Consider the following 19,590-nt stretch of genomic DNA (forward strand, 5'->3'; position numbering starts at 1 on the left):
TTGGTTGCGTGTTTTTTAATTACGGAATTCTTTAAAATTCCAAGGTTGTGAGGAGGGATCTGGATTAGGATCTCTTAGAATAATGGTGTTTCCCAATCTGTTACTTAAACGATGCTGCTTTTTCAGCATTGCAATACAAGAAGTGACCGGGCAGAACTTCTTGTAATGATTGATCGTCACTGAAAGGTTGTGAGTGATCAAAATCAATTCTTTGACGAGTTCTTTCGATAGCAGGATCAGGAACAGGAATCGCTGACAAAAGACTTTGTGTATAAGCATGTAAGGGGTTGTCATAGATCTCATCTGAATCAGCTAGTTCAACGATCTTACCACGATACATAACAGCGATACGATCACTGATGTACTTAACCATTGAAAGGTCATGGGCGATGAACATATATGTAAGTCCTTGTTCCTTTTGAATATCTTGCATCAAGTTAACAACTTGAGCTTGAATGGAAACATCAAGGGCTGAGATTGGTTCATCGGCAATAACAAACTGTGGTTCAACAGCCAAGGCTCTAGCGATACCGATACGCTGTCTCTGTCCACCAGAGAATTCATAAGGGTAACGTGTCATATGTTCTGGATTCAAGTGAACCATATCTAATAATTCACGAACACGTTTCTCACGTTCCTCATCATTATGAACAAGTCCGTGAACATCAAGGCCTTCAGCGATAATATCTTTAACTTTCATTCTTGGGTTTAGAGATGCATATGGATCTTGGAAGATCATCTGCATTTCACGACGGAAGTTTTTCATTTGGGGACCATGACTCTTGATCTTACTGATATCTTGGCCGTTAAATAGGATTTGTCCATCTGTTGGATTGTAAAGTCTGATAATACTACGACCAGTAGTACTCTTACCAGAACCAGATTCACCAACTAGTCCAAAGGTTTCACCTTTATAAATATCGAATGAAACATCATCAACAGCCTTTACTTCGTTAGGTTTGCCAATGTTGAAATATTGTTTTAGATGTCTAACTTGAACGATTTTTTCTCTTTCATCTGCCATTATTTAGCACTGCCTCCTAACTTTTGATATCTTTCAAAACGTTGTTTGATTGATGCAGGTGGATCAACTTTTGGTGCATTTGGATGTAATAGCCATGTAGCTGCGTAGTGATTCTTTGAAACTTTGAAGAATGGTGGTTGCTCTTCTTCGTCAATTTCCATTGCGTACTTGTTACGTGGTGCAAAGGCATCCCCCTTAGGTGGATTCAAAAGGTTAGGTGGAGTACCGGGAATTGAGTTCAGATGGTCTGATTCACTAGTTTCAAGTGTAGGCATAGAGTCTAGTAGTCCCCAAGTGTAAGGATGTTGGGGGTTGTAGAAAATATCATTAACAGAACCATATTCTACAAACTTACCAGCGTACATAACAGCCACACGATCAGCGATACCAGCCACAACACCAAGGTCATGGGTGATGAAGATAATCGAAGTACCAATCTTTTGTTGTAACTCTTTTAATAGATCAATGATTTGAGCTTGAACAGTAACGTCAAGGGCAGTGGTTGGTTCATCAGCGATAAGGATCTCTGGATAATCAACGATTGCGATAGCAATGACGATACGTTGTCTTTGACCACCTGAAAATTGGTGAGGGTAGTCTTTCATACGCTCTGTAGGATTAGGGATACCAACTAATCTAAGTACCTCTTCAGCACGCTTCATAGCGTCTTTCTTGGAAACATTGTTGTGAATCAATAGTGGTTCAGCAACTTGTTTACCAATTGTCATAGTTGGATCAAGTGAAGTCATGGGATCTTGGAAGATCATAGAGATCTTATTTCCACGGATCGAATCCATTTCCTTTTCACTTTTTTGTAGGAGGTCATCTCCATGATAGAGAATGCTTCCCTTTGCGATATCTGAGTTTTTTGCCAATAATTGTAGGATGGAACGAACGGTAATTGATTTACCAGAGCCAGATTCACCAACGATAGCTAAGGTTTCACCGGCGTTAAGATCGAAACTCACCCCACGAATAGCTTGGACAGTACCATTGTATGTCGCAAAATTAACATGCAAGTCTTTTACTTCTAGAATTTTATCCATTGCTTATTCATACTCCTTATTTAATCGTCAGACTGTGGATCAAATGCATCACGTAAACCATCACCAAGTAGGTTTGTGGCAATCATGATAATACTTAAGATGATTGCTGGTGCCCACATTTGATATGGCAAGAATCTAAATGCCTTTTGGCCATCTGATAACAATGTACCTAATGAGGCGTTTGGTGCAGGTATACCAATACCAATGAAACTCAAGAAGGCTTCAAAGAATATCGCATTAGGAATTGTAAACATTGTTTGAATGATAATTGTTGAAGATAGGTTAGGAATCAAGTGCTTAGTAGCAATCTTACTTGATGACTCGCCAAGTGTTCTAGCAGCTAAGACATATTCTTGCTCTTTGAGCTGGAATGTCTGAGCACGAATCAGACGCGCCATTGTGACCCAACCGGTAATGGCGATCGCGATAACGATAGAACCAAGACCTGGTTTCAAAACGATCATCATTAAGATAACAACGATTAAGTTAGGAACTGATGATACGATTTCAACGATACGTTGCATAACTGTATCAGTTATACCACCTTTCCAACCTGAGATGATACCGTAGGGAACACCGATGATCAAATCAACAAGTGTAGCCAAGATAGCAACAACTAGTGAAAGACGAGTACCATAGATGATTCTTGATAATAGATCACGACCTAGGTAATCAGTACCTAGTAGGTAATAAGAACCCTTAGATGCTCCAGCTTCTTTATAGGCATCGATCATTTTACCACCCATATTTTGGTAGCCATTAAATCCGGGGATATTCAAATTACCTAGTTTAGGAGGTAAGTTAGATAATGTAACTTGTTGGGCATTAGGATTGTGTGGTGCAACAAGTGGGGCAAAGATTGAGATCAAGACGATGATAGTAAGAAGTATCAAACATACTACAGCGACTCTGTTTGAAAATAGACGGCGACGAACATCTTGTAGATATGTAAGAGCAGGTGTGCCGATCTTTTCTTGTTCATTGTTGTTCTCATCATGGATTAATTTGAATTTTTCCTTTGGTACATTTGGAATTTGTTCCATATTATTCTTTACCTCCGTTTCCTAATCTAATTCTTGGATCGATGAATCCGTAGAGAATATCGACAATCAAGATAACTACAACTAACAAGAATGAATAGAAAATTGTAAGTCCCATGATCGTTGGGTAGTCATTAGTCGTGATCGACTTAACGAATTGTTCACCAATACCGGGAATTGAGAAGATATTTTCAACAACCATTGAACCAGTCATAACTGAAACAGCCATAGGTCCGATGATCGTAACAACTGGAATCAAGGAATTACGAAGGGCGTGTTTTGTAACTACCTTCCAGCTTGAGTTACCTTTTGATTTGGCCAACTCAATATAATCACTACTCATAACATCGACCATTTCAGTTCTCATAAATCTAGCAACGTTACCTAAAGGTAAAGCAGCTAAGGCAAGTGTTGGTAACACACTTGATTGGAAGTTGTCCCATAGAGCAACTGGGTAAATGCGCCATTTGTAGGCTAAGTAGAATTGTAATAGAACAGCTAGAACGAAAGATGGAATCGATAATCCAAGAATTGATACGAATGTAGCAAGTGTATCGACCCATGTGTTCTTACGAATAGCAGCAATGGCACCTAGAAGGATACCAAGAACTGTACCAACGATCATAGCTTGTGCACCAATTTGCATTGATGGGGCAAGACGTTGACCGATTAGTGATGTAACAGGTTCATTGTTAAATTGGAATGATGTTCCAAGATTACCTTGTAATAGACCACCCATATAACGTACATATTGAACAAATACTGATTGATCCAAGCCATATTGAGCCTTAACAATCTTCAATTGATCTGGTGACATACGGTTCTGGTTAGAGAACGGAGTACCAGGTAGTAGCTTCATTAAGAAGAAAGTCAAAGTCGCAATGATGAAAAGGGTCAAAAACAGGTAGAAAATTCTTTTAAGAATATATTTAGCCATATTTAATCTCCCTAACTCCTAATTATTTTTTGTATACAGTGACAAGGTTGTAACTACCATTTGGTGAAATTCTGTAGTTCTTAACGTTAGTTCTTGTTAAGTTAGCTTGGTAGTATTGGTATAGAGGAACAACACCAGAGTCTTCTGCGAGTAGCTTAGTAGCTTGTACTAAATCTTCCCATCTAGCGTCTTCATTATTAGCATCAGTAGTCTTACTCTTCTTGATCAAGGCATCGTATTCAGGATTTGAATATTTACCATTATTTTGAGGATTACCTGTTGTGAAGATATCTAGGAATGTAACGGGATCTGGATAATCGGCGTTCCAACCAGTAACTACGATATCGAAGTTACCACTTGTTGATTTATCAAGTCTTGATTTGAATGGAACATTTTGTAATGTAAGATTCAAGCCTGGTAAATTCTTTTCAAGTTGGCCTTGGATATATTCGTTTTGTTTCTTAGCACCATCGGTATCATCACCTAGTAATGTGAAGTTAAGGTTCTTTTGACCGGTTTCTTTGATTCCTTCTTTCCAAAGTTTAGCAGCGAGCTTTGGATTGTATTCTGTATATTTACTTACTGATTTAAGTTCTGGTTCTTTGGTGAAGTCGACATTTGTCTTAGGATCATAAGACATTCCTGATGGAACAATAGTACGTTCGATACCACCAGTTTTACCTAGGACATTATTTGTTAATTGTTCACGATTGATCGACATTGAGATAGCTTGTCTGATCTTCTCATTCTTGAAGAACTTGTATTTCTTTTGGTTGAATTCAAGATAGAAGTTACTTGCCATCTTATCATTTGAGAATGTCTTGTATGAAGATACTTGACGAGCTGTATCACCACTGATCTTTTGTAGACGGTTGATACGGTTGGCGTCATATAGGTTCAAGCCAGTGTTGTTATCTTTAACAACGTAGTACTTAACCTTATTTAACTTAACAGCTTTGGCATTCCAATAATCTTTGTTCTTAACTTCAGTCCAGCTATTATCTGAAACAGTCCAGTTAGTTAATTTGAATGGTCCATTGAAGACCATACCGGCACTCTTTAATCCATATTGCTTGCCGGCTTTTTCAACTGCTGATTTGTATTGAGGAAAGAACGTTGAATTGGCCATCAACTTGTTGAAGTAAGGAATAGGATCTTCCAGTGTTACTTGTAATTTGTACTTACCAAGTGCCTTAATACCTAAGGTATTGACAGGCTTCTTACCGGAATTGATTGCATCTGCATTCTTAATACCGGAGTAGATGTATGCATATTGTGAAGCAGTCTTTGGATCAACTGTTCTGCGCCATGCATAGACAAAGTCTTGAGCGGTAACGGCTTTTCCGTTAGACCACTTAGTATGTTTCATATCAAATGTATAAGTCTTACCATTATTAGTAGGCTTAACGATTTTCTTAGCTATAGCAGGTTGTAGTGTTTTACCGTCGAATCGGTACAACCCCTCCATAGTATCAGTCAAACCTTGAGCACCGATAACATCTGTGTTCAGTGACGAATCCATTGTTGCAATAACATCACTGGAACTGATAGATAAAGTATCTTTATCATCTTTTTCAGTTGATGATCCACAACCTGTCAAAACTAGCGCAATTGCCAAAATTGGTAACATGGCTAGCAGATACTTCTTAAATTTCATTACGCAACCTCCCTAAAAGCATAGCAATATTATTAGATTACACCATTAAACATTAAATACAAGCAATGTTTATTAAAAATCTTCTAATGTTTGATAAAATCATATAATACCTTTAGTCAAAATGCAAATAAAAACAGAAATATCTACAAAATAGATATTTCTGCTTAATGTTTTTTAATATTAGAATGTTAAATTAGAAAAATGGTCTATACGTTTACTTGGATAAATCGCTCATATTTCTCTAGTTCATCGGGACTTAAATTAGCTTTTAAAACTGAACCATCGTTGGTGAATTCTTTACTGATGATTTGTGAATTCTTCAATATTTCTTCAGTGAATTTCTGTTGATCATAAGGAATCAATAAATCGACTAATTTGTATTCAGCGAATAGTTTCAATTTGATCAAATCAACCATTTTCTTGATTGAATCAGGATCAAGTGCCGAATAGTAAATATTATCTCCTTCTATAGTAGGGAAAACTTGTCCAGCTTTAAGATCAGCCTTATTGAATGCGTAGATCATTGGCTTGCCTGTAACGCCGACTTCATTCAATGTTTTCTCAGTAACTTCCAACATATTCTTCCAATGTTCGTCACTAACATCTATTACTTGAACCAATAAGTCAGCGTCTTTAGCCTCTTTCAAAGTTGTTTTGAAAGACTCAATCAAGTTATGAGGTAGCTTGCTAACAAAGCCGACTGTATCGGACAATAAGAAACTAGTGTTATCTTCAAGATCGATCTTTCTAACACTAGTGTCTAGTGTAGCGAAGAGCATATCTTTTTCAAAGACCTTGCGATCCTCTGATTCTTCTTTATTAAAGTTTAGAAGTCCATTCATAGTCGTTGATTTACCAGCGTTTGTATAGCCGACTAAAGAGACTAGAGGCAAGCTAGTATTAGTACGTCTACGACTTTGAACATTGATAGTTTTATCGACAGTTTTGAGTTGATCCTTCAAATAAGTGATCCGTTTACGAATTACTCGACGATCAAGTTCTAGCTTTGTTTCACCAGCACCACGGTTGGCAAGACCACCGGATGAAGATTGTTGATCCAATGGATTACCTGAGGGATGGATCCTTGGTAGTTGATATTGTAACTTGGCGATTTCAACTTGTAACTTGGCCTGTCTAGTATGTGCTCGGTTAGAGAATACTTGTAAGATTAGTTCTGTTCGATCCATGAAGCTTAGTTTGGTTTCTTTTTCAAGATTTCTAATTTGTGATGGTGTAAGTTCGTCGTTTAAGACGATCGTAGTAACATCATCGGCATTGGCGATCTCTTTGATCTCGGTAACTTTACCAGAACCAAAGTAAGTCTTAGCACTGACACTGTCAACGTTTTGTTTGATGACATCAGCTACTTCCATATTATTGGCTTCAACTAGAGAGCCCAATTCTTCCATTGTGTAGTCAAAGTCTACTTGTTTGTGACTAACTCCAGCAACGATTACGCGTTCTTTACCGTTTGTTGTATTTTCCATATATCCTCCTGGTGGCACCTATACCCCAGGGTATTATGCCAGTTGATTATTTGTTTGATTGAGTGCTTCTTAATCTGATTTCAATCCACATAATTGAAGTACTTCCTTTCGATAATATGGTTATATCATAACATTGTTGATTGGTTTGTTGTATATAATAGGTAGAAAGTAAAGTCATGAATATTTCACCCACTTTAGGACATCAAACACCGTGTTTCGGGATGAATCAGCGTTAAATTATTACTGGCATGTTAGACTAGAGTTTATTATGGAGGGGTGTGTCATGGTTAAAAAAATAAGAATTATTAGTGCAGTATTACTAGTTATGATGTTGATATTCCTATTAGCTGATACATCTTGGTATAACAACTTTTTCTTGAAAATAGGTAGCCTCAATATATGGGGCTCTTTTACTAAGTCATTTCATATAATCCGTCATTTACTGACACTGTAATTACATAAGTGACTTCAACTTCTTAGCTTTACCAATCGAAAAGGTTCTAACTAGTCCCTTATCAAAGGTTATTTTGCGTTTACTAAAGTTGGCCTCACTGATAGATTCAGGATTTATCAAGCAAGATCTATTGGCACGAAACAGTGATGGGTACTTTTTTTCTAATTCATTCAAATTACCGTAGAATTCATATAACCCTGTATGTGTATATAGATTCAATCTATGGGGTATCGTCGATGTTTCTACGATACATACGTCATCTAAACTAACACGATATATTTGGTTTCCCACGGTAAATGAGAAGCACTTTTTTTGTCTTGTCATTGTTTTATCGATCCGTGTTTTGGCAAGTGTCAATGTGTCATAGATGTTTTGTCTGAAATCTTCTATTGGTTGATCTTTAACGATGAAGTCGAGTGCTTCAACTTTTCTCTTGAACGTTAATGGAGCCATTTCATCATGTGTTGTAACGAAGATGATCTTGGCTTGAACATCGATCCTTCTGATTTCTGACGCTAGATCTATTCCGTTCATTTTGCTGTGAAGGTCAATATCCAAGAAATATATCCCACCATTAGTTGGTTGATCGTTCAAAAAACTCAATACTTCATCTGGAAATTGGGTTTTGAGTGCAATATCAAATAGCTCACTGTGGAACAACATGTAATTCTTGACCAAGACTTCGAATTGTTCTAATTGGACCAAATCATCTTCACAAATAATAACAGAATAACTCATTGTATATCTCCTTTCAAAATCACATATTGCAAATGAAATACGTTGTCACGTTCACTATTTTGAATCAGTAAGTTAGGGTAGCGTTTCTTGATTTCTTGGATATTTGATAATCCGAATCCAGAATGATCCTTTTTGGTTGAATAGCCTACCTGATTGATCGAATCAATATTTTCAGCTTCAGAGACAGTGTTGTCGATTATAAAAGTTACCTGTTTAGTCTCATTGATAATGGCTAGTTGAATATTTCCATTATCTTGCTTCTTAACTTCATCGATTGCATTGTCGATGGCAATACCCAACAATCGAACTAGGTCAAAGACATTGATAGGGGAATCATCAATAATATAATGGCATTCAAAAGTACATTCTATGTTTTCTTGATTGATCTTATTCAACTTGCTGATGAAAAGACTCTTCAAATAAGGGTTTTGAATATTATTCAAGTCTTTGTATAGCTTCATTGAGACATTATTGAAATAGTTATTGGAGTAGTTTTCGAACTTATCAAGTGAAGCATTCCATTCATCATTTTGCTTTGAGTCAGCAATAGTTCTTAGACTTAGTAGCATATTCTCATAATCATGTTTGAACTTTCGCAGATTTAGCTGGTCAATTTCTAATTGATCTGTATATGTCTTGAGATTCTTTAATTGTTCTTGGGATAATTGTTGTTGATAGATTGTCTTTTGTCGTTTGGTTTCTAGTAAGAAAATCAAAAGAAGCACAATTAATTGGAGTACAACGAAGAATAAAATACCGATCAAAAACTTGCGGTAGATAGCAAATCTATGGATGAAGTTCATGAAAATCGATAAGACGATGAAGAAGTAACTCAGTAATAATACTGGTATAGGGGAGTTATTGGTATTTATGAAGCGACTGATATGTAATTTACGATATAGTAGTACCACAATAGCTGAAAGAACTAGTTCAAGACCGCTGCTAATGGCAGTGAAGGCGAATCCTTGAATATTTGTGGATGAAACAAACGGTATCAAAATAGCAGACATTAAAATGTCTACTATATATATAGTTATCGCTGTCGTGATTGCACTACTCAATAAGAAGTAATTACGCTTTCTTTGCCAGTTGAATATGAGATACAAGCCAATCACAAAAATCAAATAACTCCAGTCATCGACCAAATAATCAGTGATCGCAGTGATCACAAATAAAATGGCTATTAAGACAGACTTAATTGGATTAAGTTGTAATTTGTCGTTATATATCAAAAAGAAAATTCCAAATGTTATTAACCAAGACAGAGTCAATCCCAATACAAATGCTCCAGTGTTAACGTAGATCATCACAATCCCCCCACTCTTACTTAAGGATACAGTAAGAATCAGGTTAGTGAAATAGTTATAAATCTAATATAACTATTTAAATTTAGCATATTTTGAAAATCAATCATGTTGTTCATGCCAAGCTTTGATTTGAGCTAGTCGGTCTTTGAAGCGGTTCTCATTTCCCTGTTCAGTTGGAGCATAATATTCATGTCCTTCTAGAGATGGTGGCATGGTTTTCATTGTGGTCAGTTTATCTTTAGCGTAATGTGCCAGTTCGTAATCCTTACCATATCCCAAGTCCTTCATCAGCTTGGTAGGTGCATTACGTATTTGTAAAGGAACAGGGTCATTGACGGTTTCTTTGACATCTTTAGCTGCAGCAAGTCTGGCTTTGTAAATGGCATTAGACTTTGGAGCTAGCGATAGATAGGTCACAGCTTCAACCAAATGAACGTCACATTCAGGCATACCGATGAATTGGCAAGCTTGAAAAACATTGATGGTTAGATTGAGAGCATTAGTATCAGCCAGACCGATATCTTCACTCGCGAATCTAACTAAACGACGTGCTATGTAAAGTGGATCTTCTCCACCTTCAAGCATTCGAGACAGCCAATAGATAGCAGCGTCGACGTCACTATTTCGCATGGATTTGTGTAATGCCGAGATAATATTGTAGTGTTCTTCACCATTCTTATCGTATAATACGAACTTTTTGGTAATGAGTTGGCTGAGGTCAGCCATATTTACTAGAGTTCGCTCATCATTCTTGTCTCCATTAAGGATGGCCATTTCCAGTGTGTTCAAGGCTGATCTGGCATCACCATCCGCAAAGTTGGCAATGGCTTGAATCTCTTCATTGCCAATCACAATATTTTGCTTTCCAAAACCATCAGGATTACTCAATGCATTGTTAATTAATTTAATTAAAAACTTGGCAGAAATCTCCTGATTTTAATCAGGTAGATGAATGCCCTAAACTTAGTGTCGCAAGTCACTTTTCTTTTGGCTTTCGATATAACGTTCAACAATATCTTTACTCATATTTCCGAGTGTACTCATATAGTAACTATGTGACCACAAATGACCGCCCAAGAACTTTTGCTGTTTCACTTCAGGATGCTTTTCGAAAAACATACGTGCAGAGCCACCCTTGAAAGCCTTAACAACGTTGGTCGGTGCATATTTTGGTTTAAAGCTAATAAGAAGATGTATATGGTCTGGCATAACCTCCATACGCTCGATAGTGACCTCATTGAGATCGGCAATTCGCCGAAGGATAATTTCCATGTCATTTACCAATTGCGGTGTTGAAAATACAGTATTTCGGTATTTAGTGACCCATATCAAGTGAAAATGGAAATTGTAGACGTAGTTACGTTCGTGAATAATATCATCTAAACGGTCATTCTTTTTTCTCATATGCTTGCTCCTTGAAGTGCTTATTAATAGGCTTAATACGTATAATTTAATACTCATATGTTATAATTAGTATAACACAACTAAGGAGGTGAATTAATATGACTAAAACGATGGCACAGCTATCCTATCATTATGGCGTTAAAGTGCGTATTTTCCCAGCTACTGAACAAAAACGATTGATCAAACGCAATAGTGATGCGAGTCGCTTTATCTACAACGAAATGAATGGCATGAATCGGGAATTATTCATGTTACGTCAGGTGAAGATTCCCATCACAATGGTTCAGCAACGTATTCAGACACTAGAACAGCGATTGAAATCACCATCAACGGGGATTTCAAATAGTCATGGCTGGCTTAATGACCATGATTTAGATAGCCTGATGAAGGCTAATGCTATCAAAAACTATCGTTCTGCTTGGAACCTTTTTCGTAAGGTTCATAGATCAGGCACACCAGTCTTCCATAAAAAGCGAACCGAGCAAAAATATCAAACCTCATGCCTGTATGCTAGTAAGCTAAATAATCCTAGTATGGCCAATGGTAGTGTTCGATTGCTCGACCAACAACATATACAATTACCCAAGTTGGGAACTTTACGATTCAAAGGAATGCCAACTAAGTTACTTAATCGGCAAGATGATGTGCGTATTGGAACGACAACTATCTCAATGGACGCCACTGGTCGGTATTATGTCTCGATGCAACTAGCTTCTGAACGTCCATTTGTAAATAAATTAAGTAATAATACAGCCGTATCTATTGGTATTGACTTAAATATTGATAATTTTCTAACTGATTCCGATGGCAACATCGTTGCCAATCCACATTATTATCGTGCTATTAAGGGTAAATTGGCTAGCGCACAACGTAAGCTTTCTCGACGAGCACTACGTGCTAAAAAAGAGCATCGGCCATTACGTGACGCCAAAAATTATCAGAAGCAACGTGAGATTGTCGCAATTATCCAACTCAAAGTAGCCAATCAACGTAAAAACTTTTTACACCTCGTGTCCACCACACTTATCAAGAACCACGATTTGGTAGTGGCAGAGGAATTACGGAGTAAGAATATGTTACGAAATCACGCACTAGCAATGAACATTGCTGATGTGGGTTGGCGCACATTGTTAGGCATGTTGTCCTATAAAGCTGATATGTACGGGAAAAGGTTTATCACAGTTAACCCTCGAAATACCACCCAGACATGTCATGATTGCGGTTTTGTCATGGGTGCTGGATCAACTAATAAGCTCACACTAGCTGACCGAGAATGGACGTGTCCACACTGTGGTACTTACCACATACGTGATTGTAATGCAGCTAAAAATATTTTGGCAAAAGGTTTAGTATCACTGTAAATATTCAGTCCGTCTGGCAACCTGCGGACTCTAAAGGCTTTGGTAATTAGCACGTAAGACCTGCTTGCAGGCAATCGCTGTATCTAAGCAAATTGTGGTCGTTGCACCAACGGTGTAATTCTCACAAGCTTCCGACTTTAGTCGGGAGTGGTTGACCGATGTCTTTTTGCTCTAGTGGCTTAAGGACAAATACCTTACATCTAGATAATAAAGCCGAGTTGATTTCAAAGGATGGATTCTCTGTCGTAGCTCCTATGAGGATAATGCTGCCACGTTCAACATATGGTAAGAAAGCATCTTGTTGCGCCTTGTTGAATCGATGAATCTCATCGACAAAGACTATTGTTCGTTGACCAATTTCACGGTCAAGTTCAGCCTGTTTCATTATTTTTTTGATTTTGCTAATACTGCTGTCCACAGCACTAAAACTCAGAAACTTTGATTTGGTTTGATTTGCGATTATTTCTGCTAGCGTAGTTTTACCCACACCAGGTGGTCCCCAAAAGATCATAGAAGATACTTGATCGTTTTCAATGATTTCTCTTAGAAGTTTACCTTGACCCAATAAGTGTTGTTGTCCGACAAAGTCCTCTAAACTTCTCGGACGTACTCGACTAGCTAGTGGTGTATTTTCGCTTTGATTTGAGAAAAGTGATTCCTGTTTCATCAATAAAGTACCTCACTTTAAATATAGATGTACTAAATGATAAACCATAACGTTACGTCATGGTCAAGTTAAGGGAAAATTTGAGGTAAACTTGAATTATTAAAGAATGAAAAATTAAGTTCACCAGGAGGTATATATCATGAACTGGCTAAAGGGTTTCGCAATTTCTAGTTATATCCCAGATACGTGGAAGATAGAATTTAGGTCTAGATATGAAGCACATGCATATTACGACTCTGTAATACATTATTTTGATGATAGATTAGGCAGAATAACTGTTAGTAATAATGGCTGGTATATATGGACTAAAATACCAAAGAATAAGTTTGAGGATGCTTTTAATGAATTTATGGCAAAACAAAACATTTCTAAGGATGAATATTCAATTGAATTTATTCTGGTTAGGGGATACTGAGCTCCATTTTAATTTTGAATGTACATTTCATATATTGTTTAAGATGTGAAACCTAGCCATTCAGGACATTTCCAGTCCTCAATGGGCTCTTTGTTTTAAAATAACTTCAGTAGTTAATTTTTGGAGGATAAATGTTGAATAATAGAGATAATGCTAAACAATATATTCATGATTTGTACAATATGCTTAATAAGGAATCAGATAAGTCATCTCACATGTTAAATATCACCGATGTTTTGTTACAGGTCTATTCAAAAATTGATAAGGCTAAGAATCCTGAAGCATTAATCGATCGTTTGGCCAAATATATATACAGTGAGGGAATGGCTGGTAAGATTCACCTCAAAAAAGAAGAGGAAGCCTTGTTGATGGAGTTGGGAACAATTGGCCAAAAGGCTGGATTGAATGGAGCTAATTATGCTGACTTCTCAGATAAGTCATATTTCTACAGTATTTTTGATAACAATAAGATGCCAATAAGATAATCCAATGCATATCTTGAATCCTTTATATTTTTGAACAAGATTCTTTGTTCAAGAGTATAAATAACGTGATTCAGGATATTTTTTTATGTTCCGGGTTATTTGATAATAAAATACTTAGTAGAGGGAGTGTTCAATATATGAATGAAAAGAAATTATTTAGTGAGATAAATAGAGCCTGTGCCAATCCTGAGATCGAAAGAGATATTGAAATAAGGAGTAGTTTGTTAAAATTTGCTCGTCAACTTGAGGATGGAACTAATTACAAGTTGATCTGTGTGAGATTGAGCAATTATATTTCGTTCTATCTAGCATCACACTGGCTACGTGCACCACAAGCCTTATTGGATTTGGGCCAAGATATCAAAGATGATGCTGATGAGTATCGTGGTGTAACATCTGGTGATGTTTTAGTTGATGGCATATTAAGTTAGTAATTATTATGTGTAATACTTGTTTTTTAATATTTGAAAGCGCATACTATGGTTACAAAGTGATATCACATTAATATTAAAGAATGATGAAAGGGATGCACGATAATGATTAGGATTCTATTTGGTATTACGTTAGTTCTTCTTGGAATCTTTCAGATATATAGCACTAAAGGAGCGATTGTTAACTTGAGAGGTAGTAAGTCCACCTCACCATTTATGCTATATGCCTTGTTTTTCTCATTTTTCATTGGTTTAGTCTTCGTTATTTTAGGATTAGCATTGATCTTTAATTTGAAATTTTCAATTTAGGAGAATCGAATTATGAAAATAATAATGTATGTTGTGGGAATTCTAGTCATTTTATTGGGTATCTATCAGATCCACAGTTCAATAAAGTACTTGTCTAATCTTAAGACAAACGGTGGTAAAGATACCTCGCCATTTATTTTATATGCGATATATTCATCTTTTTTAATAGGCGGATTTATGATGTTTTTTGGATTTGGAACAATGTTCTTTTTTAATTGGTAGTCAATTAATGATTTGGGGGGAGTATTGATGATTAAGTTTAGCGGTGTAACAAAATTTATTCCAACTACATGGATCGTTCAATTTCACAGTCATGATGCAGCACATAATTACTATAGAGATTCAATCGCTAAGTTCGACGATGATCTAGGTACTGTAACCGTTAATAATGACACTTGGTATATTGGTACGAAGATGAACGATAAAGAATTCAATGCTGGATTAATCAAGTTTATGGCCAAAGCCAAGATTGCCGATAGTGAATATTCAGTTGAAAAGACTCAAGTTGGTTGGTTTATGATGTGATGATGCATTCTGTGTGTCTAGTCAATTATTTGGCTAGGCATTTTTTTATTAAATATGTTTCAGGGTTGAAAAATTGGTGTCTCAGGTCATTTTCTAAGAAAAAACAACTCTGTTGATACAATTATTAAATGGAGGTAATTATATGAAGGCACTGTCATATTTGAAAAAAGGCGCTATATTTATTTTAATATTATTATTAATATTCGTTATTCAAATCAATAGTATTGTTATGGTATCTAATTCTAGGAATATTATTTCGATGTTCATTACTTTTTTTGTTATCTTATTTCTACTTTTATTTTTGAAGAATAAATTGGGATTTGAATTGGTCGATCAATCATTCAAACTTAAGAATATGGGTTTAACAGTAATGTTGGCAGTTATATCTGTAGTGCAGTCAGTGACATTTTCTTATGTAGCAAGTATAAACACACAGAGTACATCCACATCTAATGACTTGATAGCTAATAGACTTACGTCATCTAATTTAGTAGTAATGATCATAGCCATGATTACAGTTAATCTAACAGGTCCAATCCTAGAGGAGATAGTTTTTAGAGGTATGTTATTTCAACAGATCAATAATATATTCAATTCAGTTATTTATGGATATATAATAACTGCTATTATATTTGCGTATATGCATGGAGGAGGGAGCTTCATGTTTGTCAGTTACTTCTTATCCAGTATTATCACCACATACGCATTTGGTAAGACAGGCAATATATTTAACAGTATTATTTGTCATCAATTGATCAATATATTCTCTACTCTACAATTATTATTAGTTATGAATCTTTGAAATTATCGCATACAAAAAAACATCCTAAATGAAATGGTGTTTTCATTTAGGATGACTTTATATATTTAGAGTATGACATCACATTAATGTGAAAATCAAACTAATGAGATTTAATCCAATATGCATAGCAATTGGATATAAGATATTATAATCTGTGATTTTGTATAGAATCGCAAACAGTACTAAATCTGAGTATGTGAAGATAGATAAATTCAGTATGTCTTGCATTCCACTTAAATGATATATCATAAATAATAATGTCGAAAAAACTATTGGAAGAATTGTTGTAATCCAGCTGTTTTTAAATTTATTATTTAATATATTTGCCAGCTTACCTTGTAAAAAGAATTGAAATAATATCTCCTCAGATATTGGTCCAATGATAACTATTAATATGCTTATCATGATTAATCCGACAATACTATTGTTGTTTAGTTCACCTACTACGGCGCTTTGATTAGAAGGTGTCGATGGAATAATATTTTGAAGTACTATTTGAAACGCTAAGCTTAATATTATAAATAATGGTATTAATATTAATATTAATTTTGTTTTGTTTGTTTTTATCGATATGAAATCATTTCTTAAATATGATTTTATAGAAATTAGTAATGAAATACATAAAAAATATTCAAGTAATACGGTTATAATGCTTGAAATTTTTTGTGTTAAAAACATTTGGAATAGATTCATAGAGAATTCGACAATCAAAAAATATATGGTTAGTAATATCGGTAGTTTAAGACTTTGTTTATTCATTTTCTAAATGTATTTAGTGTATTCATACATAACCCTCCGTTTTTATTATTTGTGTACATTTATTAATCTAATATAAATCATGGATTATTAATCAATAAAATATTAACGGAGTTTTTAAGGTTCTAAACGTGCAAACTTTGAAATGAATAAATACGTTAATGACCGTATATTTAACGTTAATCCAATGTTAGTCATTAACGTAGTACTACTGATATATTTAAATATATAAAATAAAACGATGTAAAAGCAGAAGCTTGGTAATGGGTTATACTATGATAAACGCTACAGTTAAACGTGTTAAAAAATGGTTAAAAAAGTAAAGAAAAAGGATATGTGACAATTTGGTTGAAACTACGTTATTTTGGGGATTTATTCAGAATTTAGTTTTCTATGTTATTGTGGTATCTATTTTACACATGTTTGATAACTCATATAAAACAACTTATTATATTTGCGATATTGGTGTATCGCTTTTTTTTGTTCTAATAAGTGCTTTTTTAGAAGACTTAAGTATCTTATTATTTATGATTGTTTATTTAATTATGATAAGAATTAGGTTGAAAAAGAATATTCACAATTCGTTAATGAGTATAGATCTGCTTTTTTCACTTATTATTGAAATTATTTCCTTCTTAATTAGTACATATATGGGGCGCATTATATTTTTTTTCATAAAAGGAATTTGGAAAGCCGATACACTAGAAAATTTTCAAAATATATTAATTCCTATTAATATTGTTTTAAATATAGCTGTGTTTATCTTCCTTATTTATATTATGAAATTTAAAAAGAATGAAATTTTAAATATTAGAGAAAGAATAGTTGATTTAAAGTTGGAACATAATATTTTTGGCCTGTTGCTATTCGTATTCTTGTCTTTTGAATCTATATTGCTAGTTGGAGATTTAGAATATATAACTATATCAATACAAGGAACAATAATATTGTCATTTACTTTATTACTAATTTTGATGATGTGGCAAATGCTAGCTTTTATCAAGGATTATTCAATCAAACAAGAAACACATAATGAGATTGAACAAAATGAACAATTGAACGATTACTTGGAAAGTGTTAGTCAGCAGTATGATTCTTTGCGTGACTTCAAACATGATTTTAAGAATATAATGCTGTCAATGAATGCTTCTAATGGAAAAGACATTGATCAGTATAAAGAATATTACAATGAAATTATTAATCAGGATGAATATCAATCTTCTGTAGATGGTGAAATAGTTGGTAATTCCGCAAAACTAAAAAATTCTCCATTAAGAGGACTTATAATACAGAAGTATTTGAAATCCAAAGCTAAAGGGATAAATATTGATTTTGAGATATCATCTGAAATATTTATCAGAGAACATGTACTGACGGTCGTTAGAGTGGTAGGAATTTTATTGGATAATGCGATTGAAGCATCTAGCACGACAACAGGCAACATAACATGTGCTTTCATAGATACAGATGGAACTAAAGAAATATCCGTTGAGAATGGATTAATTAATGAAATTAGTTTAAAGGATATTTTTAAGAATGGGTATTCTACTAAAGGGAATAATCGTGGTATAGGATTATATAATATTAAAAAATTGATTAATAAAAATCCAAGTATGTACTTTGAATCAGAGATAGTAAATAAACACTTAATTATGACGTTAATAATTGATGAGGGGTGATAATATGTTTCCTATATATCTTTTGGAAGATGATAGAAATCAACTATCCGAATATAAAGAAACTATTGAAAAGACAATTATGATTAATGATTTTGCTATGTCATTAGTAGGCACAGCTTGCACAGTTGAAGAATTCAATTCTTTTTTTAAAGTAACACAGTATGGTTTGTTCTTTTTGGATATGGAAATCGGTGATGACAAACAGGCGGGATTGAGATTGGCCAGTTTTATTAGGGAAAGAATGCCAATGTCGCAAATCGTCTTTATTACGACACATTCAGAATTGTCATTTTTGACCTTAGAAAGAAAAATAGCACCCATGGACTATGTTCTTAAAGATTTAACTTTAAATGAAATTAAAGAACATATAGGTGCTGATATAGAATTAGCACAAAAAATATATAAGAATACAATTTTTCATAGAGTTAATACTTTTGGATATAAAATTGGATCTAGATTTTTCTCGGTACCTTTAGACGATGTTATTGCATTACATACATCAAAAGAATTTCATGGTCGAGTTATTTTATCATCTTTAAACAAAGAGGCAACTTTTTCAGGTAATCTTAATAATTTAGAAAATAAATATGATATTTTTTTTAGATGTGATAAGAGCTGGTTGGTGAATCTAGACAAAGTTGTTTCGTATGATTCGCATACTAGAAAATTGAAAATGGTTAGAGATTCAGAGTGTGATGTTTCTTATAGAAAGTCAGGTTCTTTAACTAGAGCATTAAAGGATAACGGTAAGTAGGTAAAATTAAACGATTATATTTAAATTATGGGAGAACTATATGATTAACAAAAGAATATACATACCTCAAGTAGATGAGAACGATTGTGGGGTTGCTGCATTGGCAATGGTCCTTAAGAACTATGGCTCACAATTCTCATTAGCTCGGCTTCGTAATTTGGCTAGAACAGATGTTGAAGGGACAACAGCTTTGGGATTAGTTAAAACGGCACAGAGTTTAGATTTCGAGACTCAAGCTATTCAAGCTGATATGGAACTTTTTAAAATTGGTAAATCTACTAACAGGAACTAAAATACCCCATTTGGGGATAT

The 19,590-nt window shown here is 34.7% G+C and carries 21 protein-coding genes and 3 pseudogenes; 12 read left to right on the forward strand and 12 right to left on the reverse strand.

Features of this window, described 5'->3' with window-relative positions; all coding sequences use genetic code 11:
• Positions 1 to 100 precede the first annotated feature (100 nt).
• The 6 genes from BTM29_RS03290 to hflX all read right to left on the reverse strand — a co-directional run bounded on the left by BTM29_RS03290 (position 101) and on the right by hflX (position 7,191).
• Positions 101 to 1,024, reverse strand: a complete 924-nt coding sequence (locus BTM29_RS03290; RefSeq protein ID WP_076614144.1) for an ABC transporter ATP-binding protein — start codon at positions 1,022 to 1,024, stop codon at positions 101 to 103.
• A complete protein-coding gene (locus BTM29_RS03295) occupies positions 1,024 to 2,070 on the reverse strand; it encodes an ABC transporter ATP-binding protein (protein ID WP_076614145.1) in 1,047 nt (348 codons plus the stop codon). Before BTM29_RS03295 ends, BTM29_RS03290 begins: the two co-directional genes overlap by 1 nt.
• A gap of 20 nt (positions 2,071 to 2,090) precedes the next feature.
• Positions 2,091 to 3,113, reverse strand: coding sequence for an ABC transporter permease (locus BTM29_RS03300; RefSeq protein ID WP_076614146.1), 1,023 nt, complete (start codon positions 3,111 to 3,113; stop codon positions 2,091 to 2,093).
• A 1-nt stretch (position 3,114) separates the two neighbouring features.
• Positions 3,115 to 4,047, reverse strand: a complete 933-nt coding sequence (opp3b, locus tag BTM29_RS03305; protein ID WP_076614147.1) for an oligopeptide ABC transporter permease — start codon at positions 4,045 to 4,047, stop codon at positions 3,115 to 3,117.
• Positions 4,048 to 4,069: 22 nt separating this feature from the next.
• Positions 4,070 to 5,704 carry a peptide ABC transporter substrate-binding protein gene (locus BTM29_RS03310; RefSeq protein ID WP_076614148.1) on the reverse strand — a complete coding sequence of 545 codons (1,635 nt, stop codon included), beginning with the start codon at positions 5,702 to 5,704 and terminating at the stop codon, positions 4,070 to 4,072.
• Between the two features lie 206 nt (positions 5,705 to 5,910).
• Entirely contained in the window at positions 5,911 to 7,191 is a 1,281-nt protein-coding gene (gene hflX, locus BTM29_RS03315; protein ID WP_076614149.1) for a GTPase HflX, read from the reverse strand.
• 283 nt (positions 7,192 to 7,474) lie between these two features.
• Here hflX and BTM29_RS12770 point away from each other — a divergent pair, with 283 nt between their 5' ends.
• Positions 7,475 to 7,645, forward strand: a complete 171-nt coding sequence (locus tag BTM29_RS12770) for a hypothetical protein (RefSeq protein ID WP_157886433.1) — start codon at positions 7,475 to 7,477, stop codon at positions 7,643 to 7,645.
• Here BTM29_RS12770 and BTM29_RS03320 read toward each other — a convergent pair whose 3' ends face one another.
• The 4 genes and pseudogenes from BTM29_RS03320 to tnpA form a co-directional block, all read right to left on the reverse strand.
• Entirely contained in the window at positions 7,646 to 8,383 is a 738-nt protein-coding gene (locus BTM29_RS03320) for a LytR/AlgR family response regulator transcription factor (RefSeq protein ID WP_076614150.1), read from the reverse strand.
• On the reverse strand, positions 8,380 to 9,690 hold the full coding sequence (locus BTM29_RS03325) for a GHKL domain-containing protein (protein WP_076614151.1): 1,311 nt from the start codon (positions 9,688 to 9,690) through the stop codon (positions 8,380 to 8,382). Before BTM29_RS03325 ends, BTM29_RS03320 begins: the two co-directional genes overlap by 4 nt.
• Before the next feature lie 99 nt (positions 9,691 to 9,789).
• Positions 9,790 to 10,596 (reverse strand): annotated as a pseudogene (locus BTM29_RS03330) (AAA family ATPase); the annotation flags it as partial.
• 57 nt (positions 10,597 to 10,653) lie between these two features.
• Positions 10,654 to 11,094 carry an IS200/IS605 family transposase gene (tnpA, locus tag BTM29_RS03335; protein WP_076614152.1) on the reverse strand — a complete coding sequence of 147 codons (441 nt, stop codon included), beginning with the start codon at positions 11,092 to 11,094 and terminating at the stop codon, positions 10,654 to 10,656.
• Between the two features lie 98 nt (positions 11,095 to 11,192).
• Here tnpA and BTM29_RS03340 point away from each other — a divergent pair, with 98 nt between their 5' ends.
• Positions 11,193 to 12,455, forward strand: coding sequence for an RNA-guided endonuclease InsQ/TnpB family protein (locus BTM29_RS03340; protein ID WP_076614153.1), 1,263 nt, complete (start codon positions 11,193 to 11,195; stop codon positions 12,453 to 12,455).
• A 157-nt stretch (positions 12,456 to 12,612) separates the two neighbouring features.
• Here BTM29_RS03340 and BTM29_RS03345 read toward each other — a convergent pair.
• Positions 12,613 to 13,122 (reverse strand): annotated as a pseudogene (locus BTM29_RS03345) (AAA family ATPase); the annotation flags it as partial.
• Positions 13,123 to 13,261: 139 nt separating this feature from the next.
• On the opposite strand from BTM29_RS03345, the gene BTM29_RS03350 reads away from it, so the two are divergent.
• From BTM29_RS03350 to BTM29_RS03380, 7 genes are all read left to right on the forward strand, one after another.
• A complete protein-coding gene (locus BTM29_RS03350; RefSeq protein ID WP_076614154.1) occupies positions 13,262 to 13,537 on the forward strand; it encodes a hypothetical protein in 276 nt (91 codons plus the stop codon).
• Positions 13,538 to 13,668: 131 nt separating this feature from the next.
• Entirely contained in the window at positions 13,669 to 14,022 is a 354-nt protein-coding gene (locus tag BTM29_RS03355; protein WP_076614155.1) for a bacteriocin immunity protein, read from the forward strand.
• Positions 14,023 to 14,159: 137 nt separating this feature from the next.
• The gene (locus BTM29_RS03360; protein WP_076614156.1) at positions 14,160 to 14,453 is read left to right on the forward strand and encodes a bacteriocin immunity protein; all 294 of its coding nucleotides are present in this window, start codon (positions 14,160 to 14,162) and stop codon (positions 14,451 to 14,453) included.
• 105 nt (positions 14,454 to 14,558) lie between these two features.
• Positions 14,559 to 14,762: a hypothetical protein gene (locus BTM29_RS03365; protein ID WP_076614157.1), complete on the forward strand. Its 204-nt coding sequence runs from the start codon at positions 14,559 to 14,561 to the stop codon at positions 14,760 to 14,762.
• Positions 14,763 to 14,774: 12 nt separating this feature from the next.
• Positions 14,775 to 14,984, forward strand: coding sequence for a hypothetical protein (locus BTM29_RS03370; RefSeq protein ID WP_076614158.1), 210 nt, complete (start codon positions 14,775 to 14,777; stop codon positions 14,982 to 14,984).
• Positions 14,985 to 15,011: 27 nt separating this feature from the next.
• Positions 15,012 to 15,287 carry a hypothetical protein gene (locus BTM29_RS03375; protein WP_076614159.1) on the forward strand — a complete coding sequence of 92 codons (276 nt, stop codon included), beginning with the start codon at positions 15,012 to 15,014 and terminating at the stop codon, positions 15,285 to 15,287.
• 142 nt (positions 15,288 to 15,429) lie between these two features.
• Complete coding sequence (locus BTM29_RS03380) at positions 15,430 to 16,089, forward strand: CPBP family intramembrane glutamic endopeptidase (protein WP_076614160.1); 660 nt, start codon at positions 15,430 to 15,432, stop codon at positions 16,087 to 16,089.
• A gap of 78 nt (positions 16,090 to 16,167) precedes the next feature.
• Here BTM29_RS03380 and BTM29_RS03385 read toward each other — a convergent pair whose 3' ends face one another.
• Complete coding sequence (locus tag BTM29_RS03385) at positions 16,168 to 16,800, reverse strand: CPBP family intramembrane glutamic endopeptidase (RefSeq protein WP_192844200.1); 633 nt, start codon at positions 16,798 to 16,800, stop codon at positions 16,168 to 16,170.
• A gap of 389 nt (positions 16,801 to 17,189) precedes the next feature.
• On the opposite strand from BTM29_RS03385, the gene BTM29_RS03390 reads away from it, so the two are divergent.
• The 3 genes and pseudogenes from BTM29_RS03390 to BTM29_RS03400 form a co-directional block, all read left to right on the forward strand.
• Entirely contained in the window at positions 17,190 to 18,524 is a 1,335-nt protein-coding gene (locus BTM29_RS03390; RefSeq protein ID WP_076614162.1) for a sensor histidine kinase, read from the forward strand.
• A 4-nt stretch (positions 18,525 to 18,528) separates the two neighbouring features.
• On the forward strand, positions 18,529 to 19,278 hold the full coding sequence (locus tag BTM29_RS03395; RefSeq protein ID WP_076614163.1) for a response regulator transcription factor: 750 nt from the start codon (positions 18,529 to 18,531) through the stop codon (positions 19,276 to 19,278).
• Between the two features lie 40 nt (positions 19,279 to 19,318).
• Positions 19,319 to 19,546 (forward strand): annotated as a pseudogene (locus BTM29_RS03400) (cysteine peptidase family C39 domain-containing protein); the annotation flags it as partial.
• Between the last annotated feature and the right edge of the window lie 44 nt (positions 19,547 to 19,590).

Source organism: Companilactobacillus allii (assembly GCF_001971585.1).
Classification (GTDB): domain Bacteria; phylum Bacillota; class Bacilli; order Lactobacillales; family Lactobacillaceae; genus Companilactobacillus; species Companilactobacillus allii.

Coding starts and splice junctions, on each gene's coding strand:
- BTM29_RS03365 (WP_076614157.1), top strand. CDS start 14,559: ATGATTAGGATTCTATTTGGTATTACGTTAGTTCTTCTTGGAATCTTT.
- BTM29_RS03310 (WP_076614148.1), bottom strand. CDS start 5,704: ATGAAATTTAAGAAGTATCTGCTAGCCATGTTACCAATTTTGGCAATT.
- BTM29_RS03375 (WP_076614159.1), top strand. CDS start 15,012: ATGATTAAGTTTAGCGGTGTAACAAAATTTATTCCAACTACATGGATC.
- BTM29_RS03320 (WP_076614150.1), bottom strand. CDS start 8,383: ATGAGTTATTCTGTTATTATTTGTGAAGATGATTTGGTCCAATTAGAA.
- hflX (WP_076614149.1), bottom strand. CDS start 7,191: ATGGAAAATACAACAAACGGTAAAGAACGCGTAATCGTTGCTGGAGTT.
- BTM29_RS03290 (WP_076614144.1), bottom strand. CDS start 1,024: ATGGCAGATGAAAGAGAAAAAATCGTTCAAGTTAGACATCTAAAACAA.
- BTM29_RS03350 (WP_076614154.1), top strand. CDS start 13,262: ATGAACTGGCTAAAGGGTTTCGCAATTTCTAGTTATATCCCAGATACG.
- BTM29_RS03340 (WP_076614153.1), top strand. CDS start 11,193: ATGACTAAAACGATGGCACAGCTATCCTATCATTATGGCGTTAAAGTG.
- tnpA (WP_076614152.1), bottom strand. CDS start 11,094: ATGAGAAAAAAGAATGACCGTTTAGATGATATTATTCACGAACGTAAC.
- BTM29_RS03380 (WP_076614160.1), top strand. CDS start 15,430: ATGAAGGCACTGTCATATTTGAAAAAAGGCGCTATATTTATTTTAATA.
- opp3b (WP_076614147.1), bottom strand. CDS start 4,047: ATGGCTAAATATATTCTTAAAAGAATTTTCTACCTGTTTTTGACCCTT.
- BTM29_RS03395 (WP_076614163.1), top strand. CDS start 18,529: ATGTTTCCTATATATCTTTTGGAAGATGATAGAAATCAACTATCCGAA.
- BTM29_RS03370 (WP_076614158.1), top strand. CDS start 14,775: ATGAAAATAATAATGTATGTTGTGGGAATTCTAGTCATTTTATTGGGT.
- BTM29_RS03295 (WP_076614145.1), bottom strand. CDS start 2,070: ATGGATAAAATTCTAGAAGTAAAAGACTTGCATGTTAATTTTGCGACA.
- BTM29_RS03300 (WP_076614146.1), bottom strand. CDS start 3,113: ATGGAACAAATTCCAAATGTACCAAAGGAAAAATTCAAATTAATCCAT.
- BTM29_RS12770 (WP_157886433.1), top strand. CDS start 7,475: ATGGTTAAAAAAATAAGAATTATTAGTGCAGTATTACTAGTTATGATG.
- BTM29_RS03355 (WP_076614155.1), top strand. CDS start 13,669: ATGTTGAATAATAGAGATAATGCTAAACAATATATTCATGATTTGTAC.
- BTM29_RS03360 (WP_076614156.1), top strand. CDS start 14,160: ATGAATGAAAAGAAATTATTTAGTGAGATAAATAGAGCCTGTGCCAAT.
- BTM29_RS03325 (WP_076614151.1), bottom strand. CDS start 9,690: ATGATCTACGTTAACACTGGAGCATTTGTATTGGGATTGACTCTGTCT.